Origin of the sequence: Pararhizobium sp., from assembly GCF_035497515.1 — a bacterium.
GTDB lineage: Bacteria > Pseudomonadota > Alphaproteobacteria > Rhizobiales > Rhizobiaceae > Pararhizobium.
In genome coordinates this window covers 1-15,695 of sequence record NZ_DATJDJ010000173.1, presented here as the reverse complement: position 1 = coordinate 15,695, position 15,695 = coordinate 1, and the positions used below count along the sequence as shown (strand labels likewise).

14 protein-coding genes are annotated in these 15,695 nt (G+C 58.5%); 11 read left to right on the top strand and 3 right to left on the bottom strand.

The window, feature by feature from the left end; genetic code table 11:
• Nucleotides 1–247 precede the first annotated feature (247 nt).
• The 5 genes from VL202_RS18100 to VL202_RS18080 all read left to right on the top strand — a co-directional run bounded on the left by VL202_RS18100 (nucleotide 248) and on the right by VL202_RS18080 (nucleotide 5,907).
• On the top strand, nucleotides 248–1,168 hold the full coding sequence (locus tag VL202_RS18100) for an ArsR/SmtB family transcription factor (protein WP_056330415.1): 921 nt from the start codon (nucleotides 248–250) through the stop codon (nucleotides 1,166–1,168).
• Between the two features lie 105 nt (nucleotides 1,169–1,273).
• Nucleotides 1,274–2,782: an alpha-N-arabinofuranosidase gene (locus tag VL202_RS18095; protein WP_325465479.1), complete on the top strand. Its 1,509-nt coding sequence runs from the start codon at nucleotides 1,274–1,276 to the stop codon at nucleotides 2,780–2,782.
• A gap of 55 nt (nucleotides 2,783–2,837) precedes the next feature.
• The gene (locus VL202_RS18090) at nucleotides 2,838–4,112 is read left to right on the top strand and encodes an extracellular solute-binding protein (protein ID WP_056330420.1); all 1,275 of its coding nucleotides are present in this window, start codon (nucleotides 2,838–2,840) and stop codon (nucleotides 4,110–4,112) included.
• Nucleotides 4,113–4,183: 71 nt separating this feature from the next.
• The gene (locus VL202_RS18085) at nucleotides 4,184–5,068 is read left to right on the top strand and encodes a sugar ABC transporter permease (protein ID WP_325465478.1); all 885 of its coding nucleotides are present in this window, start codon (nucleotides 4,184–4,186) and stop codon (nucleotides 5,066–5,068) included.
• Entirely contained in the window at nucleotides 5,065–5,907 is an 843-nt protein-coding gene (locus VL202_RS18080; RefSeq protein WP_325465477.1) for a carbohydrate ABC transporter permease, read from the top strand. The genes VL202_RS18085 and VL202_RS18080 overlap by 4 nt, the downstream gene beginning before the upstream one ends.
• 13 nt (nucleotides 5,908–5,920) lie before the next feature.
• On the opposite strand, the gene VL202_RS18075 is transcribed toward VL202_RS18080, so the two are convergent.
• From VL202_RS18075 to VL202_RS18065, 3 genes are all read right to left on the bottom strand, one after another.
• Nucleotides 5,921–7,012 (bottom strand): sn-glycerol-3-phosphate ABC transporter ATP-binding protein UgpC, encoded by a 1,092-nt coding sequence (locus VL202_RS18075; protein ID WP_325465476.1) that lies wholly within the window; start codon nucleotides 7,010–7,012, stop codon nucleotides 5,921–5,923.
• Between the two features lie 282 nt (nucleotides 7,013–7,294).
• Nucleotides 7,295–8,017: a response regulator transcription factor gene (locus tag VL202_RS18070; protein ID WP_325465475.1), complete on the bottom strand. Its 723-nt coding sequence runs from the start codon at nucleotides 8,015–8,017 to the stop codon at nucleotides 7,295–7,297.
• Between the two features lie 13 nt (nucleotides 8,018–8,030).
• Nucleotides 8,031–9,272 carry a sensor histidine kinase gene (locus VL202_RS18065; RefSeq protein WP_056330432.1) on the bottom strand — a complete coding sequence of 414 codons (1,242 nt, stop codon included), beginning with the start codon at nucleotides 9,270–9,272 and terminating at the stop codon, nucleotides 8,031–8,033.
• Between the two features lie 277 nt (nucleotides 9,273–9,549).
• Between VL202_RS18065 and VL202_RS18060 the strand changes: the two genes are divergently transcribed.
• The 6 genes from VL202_RS18060 to VL202_RS18030 form a co-directional block, all read left to right on the top strand.
• The gene (locus VL202_RS18060) at nucleotides 9,550–10,566 is read left to right on the top strand and encodes an ABC transporter substrate-binding protein (RefSeq protein ID WP_325465474.1); all 1,017 of its coding nucleotides are present in this window, start codon (nucleotides 9,550–9,552) and stop codon (nucleotides 10,564–10,566) included.
• 68 nt (nucleotides 10,567–10,634) lie between these two features.
• Entirely contained in the window at nucleotides 10,635–12,089 is a 1,455-nt protein-coding gene (locus tag VL202_RS18055) for a sugar ABC transporter ATP-binding protein (protein ID WP_325465473.1), read from the top strand.
• Nucleotides 12,086–13,033, top strand: coding sequence for an ABC transporter permease (locus VL202_RS18050; protein WP_325465472.1), 948 nt, complete (start codon nucleotides 12,086–12,088; stop codon nucleotides 13,031–13,033). Before VL202_RS18055 ends, VL202_RS18050 begins: the two co-directional genes overlap by 4 nt.
• Nucleotides 13,030–13,980 (top strand): ABC transporter permease, encoded by a 951-nt coding sequence (locus tag VL202_RS18045; protein ID WP_325465471.1) that lies wholly within the window; start codon nucleotides 13,030–13,032, stop codon nucleotides 13,978–13,980. Before VL202_RS18050 ends, VL202_RS18045 begins: the two co-directional genes overlap by 4 nt.
• Nucleotides 13,981–13,994: 14 nt before the next feature.
• Nucleotides 13,995–14,909 (top strand): SMP-30/gluconolactonase/LRE family protein, encoded by a 915-nt coding sequence (locus tag VL202_RS18040; RefSeq protein ID WP_325465470.1) that lies wholly within the window; start codon nucleotides 13,995–13,997, stop codon nucleotides 14,907–14,909.
• 563 nt (nucleotides 14,910–15,472) lie between these two features.
• The coding region (locus VL202_RS18030; RefSeq protein ID WP_325465469.1) for a YMGG-like glycine zipper-containing protein at nucleotides 15,473–15,695 on the top strand (223 nt) is incomplete at its 3' end.

Below are 15,695 nucleotides of genomic sequence, written 5' to 3'. Positions count from 1 at the left end.
TGCCGGTCAGCAGATGACCGCCGTCGTCGACGGAGATCATCCAGCCCGTCACGGCACGCCGTTTCGCGCCGGCATCGACCACAACCTGGTCTACGTGTTCGACACGGAAAGTGGAAAGAGCCTGTAGATCCACCGCAGCGTCCGCCAATCGCGCTCGTCGTTCTCAGCTGCGAAATTTACGCAAAGGCTTCCATCATATCCGGTATGCTGGTACTTACCATAACCAGTGCTTCAACTGGTTCATCCTATGCCCGGAAAAGTTCTCGTAATAGACCCCTCCGAACGTCAAGACATCATCAGAGGTCTTGCCAGCGAAGTCCGTGTTTCAATCTTGAAGCTTCTACGAAGCGGTCCGAAGAACGTCAATCAGATTGCCGAAGAGTTGCTTCTGCCGCAATCCACAGTCTCGTCGAACCTACAGATACTCGAGGAAGCTGGGCTGGTCACCACCGAAAGTGTCAAGGCACGCAAGGGCAGCCAGAAAATTTGCCGCTCGGCGTTCAGGGAAATTCTTGTAGCCTTTCACGAAGACATTGCCGAACGAACTGAGAATATGATCGAAGTATCGATGCCGTTGGGGCTTTACACGCAGTTCGAAGTGAGTAGCCCCTGCGGACTATGCTCGAAGGATGGCGTGATCGGGCTGCTTGATGTACCCGACACCCTTCTCGATCCCGAGAGAATGCGCGCCGGACTGCTTTGGTTCACACGTGGATTTGTCGAATATCAGTTTCCAAACAATACATTGCTAAAAAAGGCGAAACCCAGCGCGCTAGAATTTTCGATGGAACTGAGCTCAGAAGTTCCAGGAACCGCGGCAGACTGGCCATCGGACATATTTCTTCAGGTAAATGGCGTGGATGTCGGCACTTGGACGTCACCTGGTGATTTCGGCGACAAGCGCGGCGTTTACACGCCGGACTGGTGGAAATTGGCAGGCTCGCAGTATGGAAAGCTGAAGTATTGGCGCATCAACGACCAAGGCAGCTTTGTCGATGGCGTAAGAATATCCGATGTCACGCTCGATGACCTTGCAATCGACCAACATCGTTCGATCCGCATGCGCATAGGCGTTAAGGAAGACGCCGAGCACCCCGGCGGCATAAACATCTTCGGCCGCGGGTTCGGGAACTATGATCAGGATATTCTGTTGCGCATCCAGATCTGATACCGCCCAACAAAACGCTTGACGACCGTTGCCCTGGCGAGCTTATATGCCGTATCTTCTGATATGTACCGAAAAACATGGTACATTGGCTTCTTGGGGAGGAACATGGAAGCTAGAGTCGTTGCGCATGCGCGCTATACAATCGCCGACATAGACAAAAGGCTTTACGGATCGTTCCTGGAACATCTTGGGCGCGCGGTCTATACCGGCATTTATGAGCCGGGCCACCCGACAGCCGATAAGAACGGCATGCGCGGGGATGTGCTGGACCTCGTACGTGAATTGAACACACCGGTATGCCGCTATCCTGGTGGCAACTTTGTATCTGCCTATAACTGGGAAGACGGGATCGGCCCAAGGGATGCGCGACCAACGCGGCTCGACCTAGCTTGGCGAACCTCTGAATCGAACCATGTCGGTATTCACGAATTTGCGGAGTGGGCGGCTGCCGCGAACACCGAAATGATGTTGGCGGTCAATCTCGGTTCCCGCGGCCTCGACAGCGCCCGCAGTTTTGTCGAGTACACCAATCACCCCGGCGGAACCTACTGGTCCGATCTCCGGAAAAAGAACGGCCGGGCCGATCCGTGGAATGTCAGGCTCTGGTGCCTTGGCAATGAAATGGACGGCCCTTGGCAGGTCGGCCACAAAAGTGCGGCCGAATACGGCCATCTGGCCAACGAAACCGCGAAAGCAATGCGCGCCTTCGACGACACGCTGGAACTTATCGTCTGCGGTTCGTCGCATTCCGACATGCCGACTTATCCGCAATGGGAAGCCACGGTGCTGGAGGAGACATATGATCAGGTCGATTATATTTCGCTGCACATGTACTTTGAAAACTACGAGAAGAATACTGCCGAGTTCCTGGCCCTGCCCGAGAAGCTCGATCGATACATCGGTACCGTGAGTGGCGTGATCGACTACGTTAAAGGAAAGAAGCGTTCCAAGAGGAACGTCAAGATTTCCTTCGACGAATGGAACGTATGGTATCACGAGCGCCGCAGCGACGCGATCCGCATGAAGGAATGGGACTGGCCGCATGCGCCGGTTCTTCTGGAGGATATCTACAACTTCGAGGACGTGCTGCAGGTTGGCTGCATCCTCAACACGTTTATCCGGCGCTCCGATGTCGTGCGCATCGCTTGCATTGCCCAACTCGTCAATGTGATCGCGCCAATCATGACGATGCCTGGTGGCGGCTCGTGGCGGCAGACAATTTACTACCCCTTCAAATTCGCCTCGCTATACGGCCGGGGGACGGCGCTGCATCTCGACGTCGATTGTGCCAGCTATCGCGCCGACGTGGCCGACAACGTATCCTATCTCGATATTTCCGGCGTGCATGATGGCGATGCCGGGACGCTTACCTTTTTCGCAGTCAACAGGCACGGCGACGAACCGATGGTGATCGATCTGTCGCTTGAGGGCTTCGGCGAGGCCAAGTCCGTCGAGCACACGCTGATAAAGCATCAAGATCTCGAAGCGACAAACACCAGGGAAAATCCGGACAATGTGAAGCCGGAAACAACTGATGAGGCACTTCTCAGCGGGAACTCGGTACAGGTTACTGTGCCGCCATATTCTTATTCGATGATTATCGTGAGGTTGTAGGCAAATATCAACGTTGCGGCGGGAGGCCGCAACACAGATGGGAGGAGAATACCCGATGCCGAGAATCGTAACTTTGGCAAAGTGCGTTGCTTTGACTGTGAGCTTATTCGCATCCACCGCGCATGCAGAAGAAAATGTAGTTTGGTGGGATTTCCTGAGCGGCGGTGACGGCGTCCGCATGAAGCAGATGATCTCCGACTTCAACGCTGCCCATCAGGGAAAGATCAAGATCGATGCGACGACGCTGGAATGGGGCACGCCATTCTACGCCAAGGTCCAGACATCGGCCGCGGTCGGCGAAGCGCCAGACGTGATGACCTATCATGCAAGCCGCATACCGCTGGCCGTCAAGCAGGGAATCCTCCAGGAAATCACGGCCGACGACTGGAAGGCGATGGGGATTTCGAAAGACGATTACGCCAGCGCGACCTGGGATGCCGTCACCTCGGACGGCAAGCAATACGCAGTGCCGCTCGATACCCATCCGATCGTTCTCTATTACAACAAGGACATTCTCAAGAAAGCCGGCCTTCTGACCGACGACGGCAAGCCGAAAGGACTGGATTCGGGTGAGAACTTCACCGCCACGCTGAAAGCTTTGAAAGAGGCAGGCGTCAAGTTTCCGCTGGGATCGGTTACGGCAGACGGCAACTTCATGTTCCGCACCATCTATTCGCTGATGGGCCAGCAGGATGGCGAGTTGATGACAGACGGCAAGTTCCTGACAGGGGACAACGGCAAGAAGCTTGAGAATGCCCTTGCAATCCTGCAGGGCTGGACCAAGGACGGCCTGCAATCGTCCTATACGGACTATCCCGCGACCGTCGCGCTGTTCACGTCAGGTGAAGCCGCGATGATGATCAACGGAGTCTGGGAAGTGCCTACGATGACCGATCTGCACAAGAACGGCAAGCTGTTCGAATGGGGCGCGGTCGAGCTTCCGGTTATCTTCAACCATCCTTCGACCTATGCGGACAGCCACACCTTCGCCATTCCCGCCAACAAGGATAAGGATATGAGCGCCGACAAGCGTGCGGCCGTTCTGGAGGTAATGTCGTGGATGGACAAGAACTCGCTCTTCTGGGCAACGGCGGGCCATATTCCGGCCTATGGGCCCGTGACGGCGAGTGCAGAATATAAGGCAATGCAGCCTAATTCCACTTACTCGACGCTGACTGAAAACATGATCTTCGATCCCAAGTCGCCGCTGGCCGGCATTGCAGGCCCGATCTTCGACGTCATGTCGAGTTCCTTCGTGCCGACCTTGAATGGCGAAATGGAACCGGCGGAAGCCGTCGAGGAGATCAAGGCCGGATTGAACGACATGTAGCCTCGCTGCCGGGCTGTCCTGATGGGCGACCCGGCACTTTACAGATGCCGGAGCAGGATTCGGGAGTGAGCATGCTCAGGAACAAACGAAGCGAAGCCCTAATGGCCCTTGCGCTGATTGCGCCCTTTATCGCAATTTACGGCCTCGTCTTCGTCTACCCGACGATCAAGCTGTTCATGATCAGCTTTACCGACGCACCGCTTATCGGCGACGGCACCTATGTCGGTTTCGACAATTATACTCGGCTGGCGAGCGACCGCCGCTTCGACACGGCATTGTGGAACACTGCCTATTTCGTTCTGCTGTCGGTCGTTCCCGGAACACTGGTTGCGTTTGCGATCGCGCTCGGAGTGAACCGCCTTGCCGGCAGGCTGCAATCTTTCGTTCTGGCGCTATTCTTTCTCCCCTATATCCTGCCAGTGTCGGTCGTTTATCTGATTTGGGACTGGACGCTGAATTTTCAGTTCGGCATCGCGATGTATGTTTTCGATATGTTGGGCATCGGCCGGGTACCGGTCTTCAAGGCGACGGCCTGGTTCATACCAGCCGTTGCTTTCATCACCATTTGGTGGACCGCTGGCTTTTCCATCCTGTTGTTTCTCGCGGGGCTACGGGCCATCCCGGGCGAAATATACGAGGCCGCTTCACTCGACAATGCTGGTCGATGGGCCACGTTCGCCCGCATCACCTGGCCGCTGATGTGGCCGATAACGGCCCTAGTGTTGACTATCCAGTTGATCCTGCAGCTGAAAATCTTCGATCAGGTCTATCTGTTTTCCACGGGCGGAAGGCCGAACGACAATGTGGTCCTGGTTTATTATGTCTTCCAGCGAGCATTCCAATCTGATCAGGGTGGCCGCGCCGCCGCGGTGGCGGTGGTGCTGTTCCTGATCGTCATCGTCGTTTCAGTCCTGAATTTCCAGCTCACGCGGTTGTCGAGGGGAAATAACCGATGAATGCAGACACTTTGAGGAGGCTGAATCTCGCCGGCTTCATCATCACGCTGCTGACCGTCATTGTTGCGCTGATCTGGGCATTTCCCCTTTACTGGGGCGTTATCACTTCGCTGAAACCCGAAGACGAAGTCGTGCGCCCCTATATCGAACTCTGGCCGGACACACTGACGTTCTCGCATTATTATTTCGCGCTAACGCAGACCGACATCGGCCGCTGGTATCTGAACTCGATCGTAACCGCCCTCTCCATCACCGTTCTGACGGTATTGTCGTCCCTGTTCTGCGGCTATGCACTCTCTCAGCTCAATTTCCCGTTTCGCAACGCGCTCTGGTGGCTGATCCTTGCAAGTTTCATGGTCCCCACACAGACTCTGATCGTCAACCATTTCGAACTGATTGCGCGGCTTGGCCTCGTCAACACTTGGGCCGGCATCGTACTGCCGCAGTTGATCCACCCGGTGATCATCATCGTCTACAAACAGTTTTTCGATGGCGTCCCGAAGGACTTCCGCGAAGCCGCAGTCATGGACAATGCCTCGGAATGGCGCATTCTCACGCGGATCTACATTCCAATGAACTGGGGCGTAACGGCCGCCCTTTCGATCGTAACCTTCATCTGGTCGTGGAACGCGTTCCTGTGGCCGTTTCTGGCGGTCACACGAACCGAAATGATGACGATCACCGTCGGCATCACGCAAGTCAACGATGCATTTGGTATCTATTATGCGCGCGAACTTACCGCAGCCGTGCTTGCCGGTTTGCCGGTTGCCGTCGCTTATCTGATTTTCCAGAGGCGGGTGACTGAGGCGATCACGCTCTCCGCCGGCATAAAGGGATAGATCCGAAATTTGCCTATTGCCTAGTCATGACCGGCGAGTGATAGGCCCTGCCCTCTGCATCGAAAAGGTGCACTGCCGACGTATCAAAGCGGAGTGTCAGGATATCGCCGGTCTGCACAACCGAACGGCCATCATCCTGGGCGATGAGTTCCGTGCCGTTCTCCAGCGTGCAGTAGACCAGCGTGCGTTCACCGAGCCGCTCAACCACGCCGGCTGTCGCAGTAGCAACGCCGTCTTCGCCCTTAGGAAGGATGTGGACGGCTTCGGGGCGGATGCCGAGTTCATATGCACCCGGACCGGGATGTGCGACCTCGATGTCGAGTGTCGTTGCGCCTCCGAACCTCACCGTCGTCTTTCCGCCTCCGGCCACCTCCGCCTTCAGGAAATTCATTCCGGGGCTGCCGATGAAGCTCGCGACAAATCGGGAAGCAGGCCGGAGATACACCTCCATCGGGGTTCCGATCTGCTCAATCCGGCAGTTGTTCAGAATTACGATACGGTCGGCGAGCGTCATCGCTTCGGTCTGGTCGTGCGTGACATAAATCATCGTTGCCTTCATACGCTGATGAAGCTTGGCGAGTTCAACCCGCGTACGCACCCGCAGAGCGGCGTCGAGGTTGGATAACGGCTCATCGAACAGGAATGCCTTGGGCTCTTTGACGATCGCCCGGCCAATGGCCACCCGCTGACGCTGTCCTCCTGACAGTTGCGCTGGCCGGCGTTTGAGCAAGACTTCCATTTCCAACATGCGGGCGGCTTCCCCCACGCGGCGATCGATGTCACCCTGGGGCATTCCGATATTTCTAAGCCCGAAGGCCATATTTTCCTCGACAGTCATATGCGGATAAAGCGCATAGTTCTGGAACACCATGGCGACGTCACGCTGTCCCGGCGCAAGATGTTCGCAGCGTTTGCCGTCGATGGTCAATGTGCCACCGTCGATCTTCTCGAGACCTGCAACCATACGAAGAAGAGTCGATTTTCCGGAGCCGGACGGGCCAAGAAACACCATCAATTCGCCAGGCTCAACGACCAGGGATATATCGTCAATAACATTGACGGTGCCAAAACTTTTCGACACGTTGCTAAGCGCGATCTCTGCCATATGATGCTCCCGACTTTTCAACCATCATTCCCGGTACGTATCAGATGTCAAGATGGATTTGGCTCGACAGTTGGCGTAGACGGTCTCAGGCTCTCCGCAGAGCAGCCGACGAGCTGTCACATTTTCGAGCGATGATGATCCATCTTGCGGTTGCCTGAAATCAAGCAATGACGCCGGTCAAGGTTTTCCAATCCGTCGCTGCGCGGATGCGGTCAATGTGGGTGGCGAGAGCTAAAAAGGGCGAAATACCGCTACCGCCTATAACCACTGCGTTTGAAAGCATTACTTTCCATCAAGCCACTCCTGCAGCTCTGCTTCTGCCCGTTCCAGGGCGCTGTAGTTCAGGAGTTTGCGTAGGAAGGCAACCATGACGGCCCGGGCGCGGAGATTGAAGCGGCCATCCTCCTGGTCGTCGCCTACGCTCTGGTAGACATCAAGCTTGTCATAGAGCTGCTGCAGGCGATTTTGCACGCTACGCAGCGAGAGGCCCCGGCGTTTGGAGATGGTCCGATCCGTGAGGCCGAGCGCGATATCGACGAGGATCTCATATTCGGAATCGGTGAACCCCTTCGTCTGGCCCAGGCTCTTCTGCTGCAGTCCCCGGACCTCGCGGTCGATGACACACTGGCTCTCGATGAAGATCGAGCGAAGTGCAAGCTTCAGCCGTTCATCGGAGGCGGATTTTAGTACATAGCCGTACGCGGCGCCATCGGGCACGATGCGTGAGACGCCACGCACATATGCCTCGTCGGAATAATTCGACCAGAACAGAATGCGGGTCTCCGGCCGCTCCTTCCAGATGGTGCGTGCCGCCTCAATGCCGTTGCGGCTTGTCATCTGGAGGTCCATGACGATATGCGCCGACTTGTGGTCACGGGCAAGCTTCTCGCCGACGGTTCCGTTCTCCGCCTCGATCACTGTGCCGCATTCCGGCAGGGCCGCGCTGACCGCCTCGTGTAGATAGGAACGGTGAAGCGGGTCGTCTTCGATGATCAGTACTTTCATAATGCCTGTTTCCTCAGTTCGGCTCGCCCGCCGGGTCTCGCGGCACGAGTGGCAGCACGACCCGCACCACCGTCCCGCGATTATTGTGCCCTGGCCCGGTCGTGAAGCGCGCCGAGATCAGCCGCGCACGGGTCTTCATATTATCAATGCCGCCGCCGATCCGTCCCCGCGCCTTAGCGAGCCCGGTCCCATCGTCGGAGATTTCGATCGACAGCCTCGCGTCCTCGGCCTCGAGCCGAACCAAGACAGTCAGCGGGGCGGCATGGCGAACCGCATTGTTGATCGCCTCCTGCGCGATCCGGAAAAGCGCGACGCTGACGGTCGGTTCCAGTTGCTCCAGCGCACCGCGGGTCTCGTCGACAAGGCCCCATTCGATGGCTGATCCGGTGTCACGGGTTGATCGGTCGAGATGATGCTCGATCGCCTGGGCGAGGCCGAAAAGCTGCAGAACGGAGGGTTTTGCCTGCTCGATGATATGCCGCAAATCCTGCATGCAATGCTGGAGGGAGCGAGAAACAGGCTCCAGCGCCTCGGATATTTCCTCGCCATTGCGCGACGACAGCCGATCGATCCGGCGAGCAAGCCGCGTGAGGTCAGCGAGCGTCTGGTCATGCAGGTCCATGCCGATGCGCTGACGCTCCTGCTCCAAGGCTTCTGTAAGCTTCAGTGCGCCTTGCCGCAACCCTTCCTCACGGGCGCGGGCCTCTGCCTCGACAATAGCCGAGCGTTGCGCCTGCTCGGCCGCCTGCAGCGCGAAGAAATAAGGGGTCAACAGATCGGCAATGATGCGCGCGCGTTCGATATCATCCATCGTATAGACGCCCGGCCTTTGCGACGAACAGGAGAGCGCCGCGATAATCGTGCCCTGCACTTTCATCGCTACATGCAAGCGGCTCCTCAGAGACTGTTCGACGATCGGTCGCTTGAAGGCGCCTTCGAAATGGAATCTCGAGTCCGTCATGGCATCGTCCGAGAGCAGAAAATCCACCTCGCCCCAGAGCAGCGAGCGGATGGGGCTGTTGACGACCGGCGCCCCGGCGAGATCGCCCCAGGCGGTCTCGATGCCCGTCTCGTAGGCAGTGTGGTAGTTTCCGCCCTCAAGGAGTACGCAGACATCGAGATGGTCGTGTGGGATGATATGGGCGACCTCGGCTGCGACCGAACGGATAGCCGAGCGGAAATCGAGCTGGCCCGCGAGCAGCCGGGAAATACCGAGATAGTGGTCGAACATGGCTGCGGGTACCAGATGCAGCATCGTCAGTTCCTTTCCGGGCGGCGCAGGCTATTCAACCCGCCGCAATCGCTTCACTAGTAAGCGCCTGCGGAAGCGCCGCCGTCTTGCGTGAACCCGCAGCTTGTTGTGCAAATCCCGCAAACGACTTGCCGTCTTGCGCCTGTACAGGGTCACCGATCTCCCGCATCCTGCCCTTACTGAGAGGAGGAAGCTCAGTGCAAGAACAATTTCACCCGAACCCGAATTACCGGGCGAGGTGACCGATCCGCCTCTTGGCGCGATCATGAGGGAGAGAGACATGACAATTCGTAAGATGCTTTTGGCATCGGCCGCGATCGCTTTGGCCGCGATGCCCGTTTCCGCCTTTGCCGACACGTCGGCAAAGAAAATCGCCCTTTCCAACAACTATGCAGGCAATTCGTGGCGCCAGGCCATGCTGACCAGTTGGGAAAAAGTGACGGGCGAAGCCGTGAAGGCCGGTGTCGTTGCTGCAGCCGACCCTTTCACGACTGCCGAAAACCAGGCGACGGAACAGGCAGCCCAGATTCAGAACATGATTCTGCAGGGCTATGACGCGATCGTGTTGAACGCTGCATCGCCGACGGCGCTGAATGGCGCGGTCAAGGAAGCCTGCGACGCCGGTATTACCGTCGTTTCCTTCGACGGCATCGTAACGGAGCCTTGCGCCTGGCGTATCGCCGTCGACTTCAAGGAAATGGGGCGCAGTCAGGTCGAGTATCTTTCGAAGAAACTCCCGGAAGGCGGCAATCTGCTCGAGATTCGCGGCCTTGCCGGTGTCTTCGTCGATGATGAGATTTCGGCAGGCATCCATGACGGTGTCAAGCAGTTCCCGCAGTTCAAGGTTGCCGGTTCCGTTCATGGGGACTGGGCGCAGGACGTGGCGCAGAAAGCTGTTGCCGGCATCCTGCCGAGCCTGCCGGATATTGTCGGCGTAGTGACGCAGGGCGGTGATGGTTATGGCGCCGCCCAGGCCATCGCCGCGACCGACCGCGAGTTGCCGATCATCGTCATGGGGAATCGAGAAGACGAACTCAAGTGGTGGAAGGAACAGAAGGATGCGAAAAGTTACGAGACCATGTCCGTCTCGATCGCGCCAGGCGTCTCCACGCTCGCCTTCTGGGTCGCTCAGCAGATTCTGGACGGCAAGCAGGTCAAGAAGGACCTCGTGGTGCCCTTCCTGCGTATCGACCAGGACAATCTCGAAGCGAATCTCGCCAATACCCAGGCCGGCGGCGTTGCCAACGTGGAATACACGCAAGACGACGCTGTGAAGGTCATCGCGGCGTCAAAATAGTTCTCCCGGGGATTGCCGCGCGATCGCAAATGGCGCGCGGCAATTTTTCAAGCAGATGGTGCAGCAGCATGAACGACGTGGCCACGGCTATAATCGCGATCCGGGGCGCCAAGGTGAGTTTCGGCGCAGTCAGGGCTCTCGACGACGTTGACTTGCGCGTTATGCCGGGCGAGTGCGTCGGACTTGTAGGTCACAACGGTGCCGGCAAATCGACCATCGTCAGCGTGATCAATGGCGGCCTCACGCCTCACGAGGGAACCATCGCGAGCGACGGCGAGCAGTTGGAGCGCTACGGCATCAACGCTGCCCGCGCCCGCGGCGTGCGCTGCGTCTTCCAGGAACTGTCCCTCTGCCCCAACCTTTCTATCGTCGAGAACGCCCGCATTATGCACCGTGATCTTGGTGGCTTCAGGTGGCGGACGCGCGCTGCGGACGTCATCGGGAAGAGCCTCGACATCGTTTTTCCCGGTCATGACATCGATGCCAGTCAAGTCGTGGGTGATCTTTCGATTGCCCAGCGTCAGATGGTCGAGATTGCCATGGCCTTTTCCGACGCCGGTATTCCGCCACGGCTGGTAATCCTCGACGAGCCGACATCGTCGCTCGATGCAAGCCTCGCCCGCCAGATGCTCGACCATGTCCGCCGCTTCATTGCAAGCGGTGGATCGGTCATTTTCATCTCGCATATCCTGCACGAGATTCTCGAAACCTGCGACCGTATCGTCGTCATGAAGGACGGCCGCGTGGTTGCTGAACGACCGGCGAATGGTTTCGTTCACCACGGCCTCGTGGAGGCCATGGGGAGCGTCGCGAAGGCGCAAACCGGGCAGCGCTCCGTGTCCGGGCAAACCGCTGCGCCGGTCATCCTGTCCCATCGGATGGCGGATATTCCCTTCGCAGCGCGTAAGGGTGAAATCATCGGCCTTGCAGGCCTTGCAGGCCACGGGCAAACCAAACTCCTTCTAGCCTTGCATGCCGCCCGCTCCAGCAATTGGCTGCCGGAGCGCAACCCGCTCGTCACCTTCGTCGCGGGCGACCGCCGCCTCAACGGCGTCTTCGAGTTGTGGAGCATCCTGCGCAATTTCTCCATCGCCTCACTCGCCGACATGTCTCGCCGTGGCCTTATTCTTGTGGGTGAAGAGGAGACGAAAGGTGCCGACTGGAAGCGGCGGATCGAAATCCGCTCGCCCGATATGAGCAACCACAACATCCTGTCGCTGTCCGGCGGCAACCAGCAGAAAGTGCTGTTCGCCCGCGCCCTAGCCACGCGCGCACCGGTCGTCCTGATGGATGATCCGATGCGCGGTGTCGATGTCGGGACCAAGCAGGAGGTCTACGAGATTATCCGCCAGGAGGCGGCGGGCGGGCGCACCTTCATCTGGTATTCGACGGAAATGGACGAGGTTTGCCTTTGCGACCGTGTCTACGTTTTCCGCGAAAACCGCATCACAGCGGAACTCGCCGGCGATGCCGTCAACGAGACGAACATCATCGCCGCCTCCTTCGAGGCAGCCGCCGCATGAAGTTCCGTTTGTCGTCCGACGCCGTGCGTCTTGCCATTCCTGCCCTGTCGCTGACGCTGCTGCTTGCCGCGATCTTCTGGCTGCAGCCGCGCGCCATGAGCTATGGCGGGCTGAACCTACTATTAAATCTCGCCGTGCCGATCGCGCTTGCTACGATCGCGCAGATGTTTGTAATGGCGGTGAATGATCTCGATCTCTCCATGGGAGCCTTCGTCAGCTTCGTCGCCTGCGTAACCGCGACCTTCCTCAAGGATGCGCCCGTGATCGGCATCCTGATCCTTGCCTGCGCGATCGCGGCCTATGCGGCGCTCGGCGTCGTGATCCACCTGCGCAAACTGCCATCAATCGTCATGACCCTCGGCATGAGCTTCGTCTGGGCCGGCCTTGCGGTGTTGCTGCTGCCAGCACCCGGCGGACAGGCGCCCGACTGGGTGCGCTGGCTGATGACTGTCAAACCGCCTTTTGCGCCAATGGCAATTGTCGCAAGCATTATCATCGCCATGTTTGCGCATCTGATCGTCATGCGATGCTCACTCGGTGTTCTCATCCGTGGCATCGGCGGCAACCAGCGCTCGGTCGAGCGCGCCGGATGGTCGGTCGTTGCGGCGCGTGCGGCCGCCTACGGGCTTTCCGGCTTCTTCGCGGTCCTCGCCGGCATCGCCCTCGTCGGCCTGACCACCTCGGCCGATGCCAACATCGCGCTACGCTATACGCTACTGTCAATTGCCGGCGTCATCCTTGGCGGTGGTGAGTTCATCGGCGGCCGCATCTCTCCCATCGGGGCCGTCATTGGCGCGCTGACGCTGACGCTTGCCGGGTCCTTCCTGTCCTTCCTTCGCATTTCGCCAGACTGGCAGATCGGTGCGCAAGGCGCGATCCTGATCATCGTGCTGGCGCTCCGCCTCATACTGAATCGCATCGAGAATCGGGAGAAACTTCAATGAAGATTCTTGCGCACCTCTCCGGCAAACCTTGGATCTGGTCGTGGCTTGCAGCTTTCATCGTCTGGTTCCTGACAATTGTGGTGACCGGCGGTGCCAGCACGCTCGGCCTGTCGCAGGCTGCCCTCACCTTTGCGGCCTTCTCGATTATCGTCGGCATCGGTCAGATGTTCGTCATCACGCTCGGGCCTGGCAACATTGACCTCTCGGTCCCCGCCACCATGACGCTGGCTGGCACGGTGGCGCTAAAGCTGATGAACGTCGAAAACGACATGATCCTGCCCGGACTTCTGGTTGCCGTCGTCATTGGTCTGGCTGTCGGGCTTGGCAACTATGCGCTCATCAAGGCGCTTCGCATCCCGCCGATCATCGCAACGCTGTCCATGAGCTTCATCGTGCAGTCGGCTGCGATCTGGACGAACCGCGGCCTGCGTATCAAGCCCCCGAGCGCGCTTGCCGAATTCACCACGTCGAACACGCTTGGTGTGCCGAACGTGGCGATCGTCGCGTTAGCGCTCTCCCTTCTCGCATGGTTCATCCTCGAAAGGACCATCTATGGCCGCTGGATCTCGGCGATCGGCCAAAGCATGCCGGCCGCGCGCATGGCAGGTATTCCGGTCGATGGCACGCGCCTCGTCACCTATCTCTTTTGCGCCGTCCTCGCATCGGTCGCCGGCTATCTGCTCGCCTGCTTCTCGGGAGGCGCGGCGCTCAATATGGGCTCGGAGTATCTTTTGATGTCGATCGCGGTCGTGGTAATCGGCGGCACTGCGGTTGCCGGCGGAGATTCCAACGTGCCGGGTATCTGGGGTGCATCGCTCTTCATGTTCCTGGTCGTCTCGATGCTCAACACCTATGGGCTGGGCGCAGGTATCCGTCTCATCATGACCGGCCTCATCATCATCAGCGTCATCATGCTTGCCGGCGGTCGCCGGACAGGCATGCGATAAACGGGAAGACTGCCATGGCCGAGGCCAACATCTACGAAATCCACGATCCGCGTTTCCGGCAGTTGATCGTGACGAGCGCCGCCCTCGATGAGCTCTATTCCGACTGCCGCTGGGCGGAGGGGCCTGTCTGGTTCAACGACGCGAACCAGTTGCTGTGGAGCGACATTCCAAACCAGCGCATACTGCGATGGACGCCGGAGAGCGGTGTCTCCGTGTATCGACAGCCATCCAACTTCGCCAATGGTCATACACGCGACCGTCAAGGACGGCTCATTTCCTGCGAGCACGGCATGCGCCGGGTCACGCGCACGGAGATCGACGGCGCGATCACGGTGCTCGCTGATCGTTTCGAGGGGAAGCGGCTGAATTCACCGAACGATGTGGTGGTGAAATCCGACGGTACGATCTGGTTCACCGATCCCACCTACGGCATCCTGTCGGACTACGAAGGCTATCGCGCCAATCCGGAACAACCGACGCGCAACGTTTACCGCTTCGACCCAGCGACCGGCGTGCTTTCGGTTGTCGTCACGGATTTCATGCAGCCGAACGGCCTCGCCTTTTCGCCCGACGAGACGACCCTCTATGTGGCGGACTCGGCAGCAAGCCATGACGAAAGCCTGCCGCGCCACATCCGCGCTTTCGATGTGGTCGATGGCTCCAGGCTCGCGAACGGCCGCGTCTTCTGCCTCCTCCAAAACGGCGTTCCGGACGGTATCCGCACCGATGTGAACGGGAACCTCTGGTCGAGCGCGGCCGATGGCGTGCATTGCTTCGACCCAACGGGCAAACTGATCGGCAAGATCCGGGTCCCGCAGACCGTCGCGAACCTGACTTTCGGTGGCGCCAAGCGCAATCGGCTGTTCATCGCCGCAACCCGGTCGATTTACTCAGTTTACGTCGCTGTAGCCGGATCTCAGACGCCATAGCGGATGTTCGCCTAGAGACCTCGAAAAATGGCGCGTCTCTACGGACGGGCACCGAAAGGCGAGCGTTGCCGGCCTCCGTTACGCACGGCCACTGGAGACAACCTCCTTCACGGCAGGCTTGCGCATCAACGGGATGGCGACACCTATGTATCTGGACGGACCGATGAACGGCGATGACTTCTCGCCTGTGTGCGCCAGGTACTCGTTCCCGAGCTGTCAGAAAGACGCATCAACGAAATGGCAGCCATTTGTGTCGCTTCGCAACCTTCCCGCCCCGGCGTGGGAAATTCCAGAATTGCCAATCGGCTGAAGCAGCCGACGCAGGAGAGAAGCAATCTGGAAGATGGAATAGCATCTGGGGTGCCTCTGCCACATGGCAAATCGCGGCGGCGGTTCGGCTCTTGATCGGCAGTGGTGGTTTCCCGCCCAAGCACGTTCGCGAAAATGGGCACACATGATACGGTTGTTTTACCATCTCGAGTCCGCACTGTAGACAATTCGATGCATTGCGGTGAAGTTGGATAAATCTGGTCTGGTACCCCGGTGAAACAAAGGGAACAATCATGAAAAAATTTGTAGCTGCGGTAGGCATAGTAATTGCTCTATCGTCCTGCACAGCGACTGAGCGAGGAACCGCAATCGGTGCAGGCTCAGGCGCGATTATTGGCGGCGTCGTAAGCAATAGCTGGGGTGGAGCGGCTATTGGCGCTGTGGCAGGAGGAATTGTCGGCAACCTTATCGGGCGTTCCCACGACCGCCAAGGCTATTGCATATATCGTGATCGCC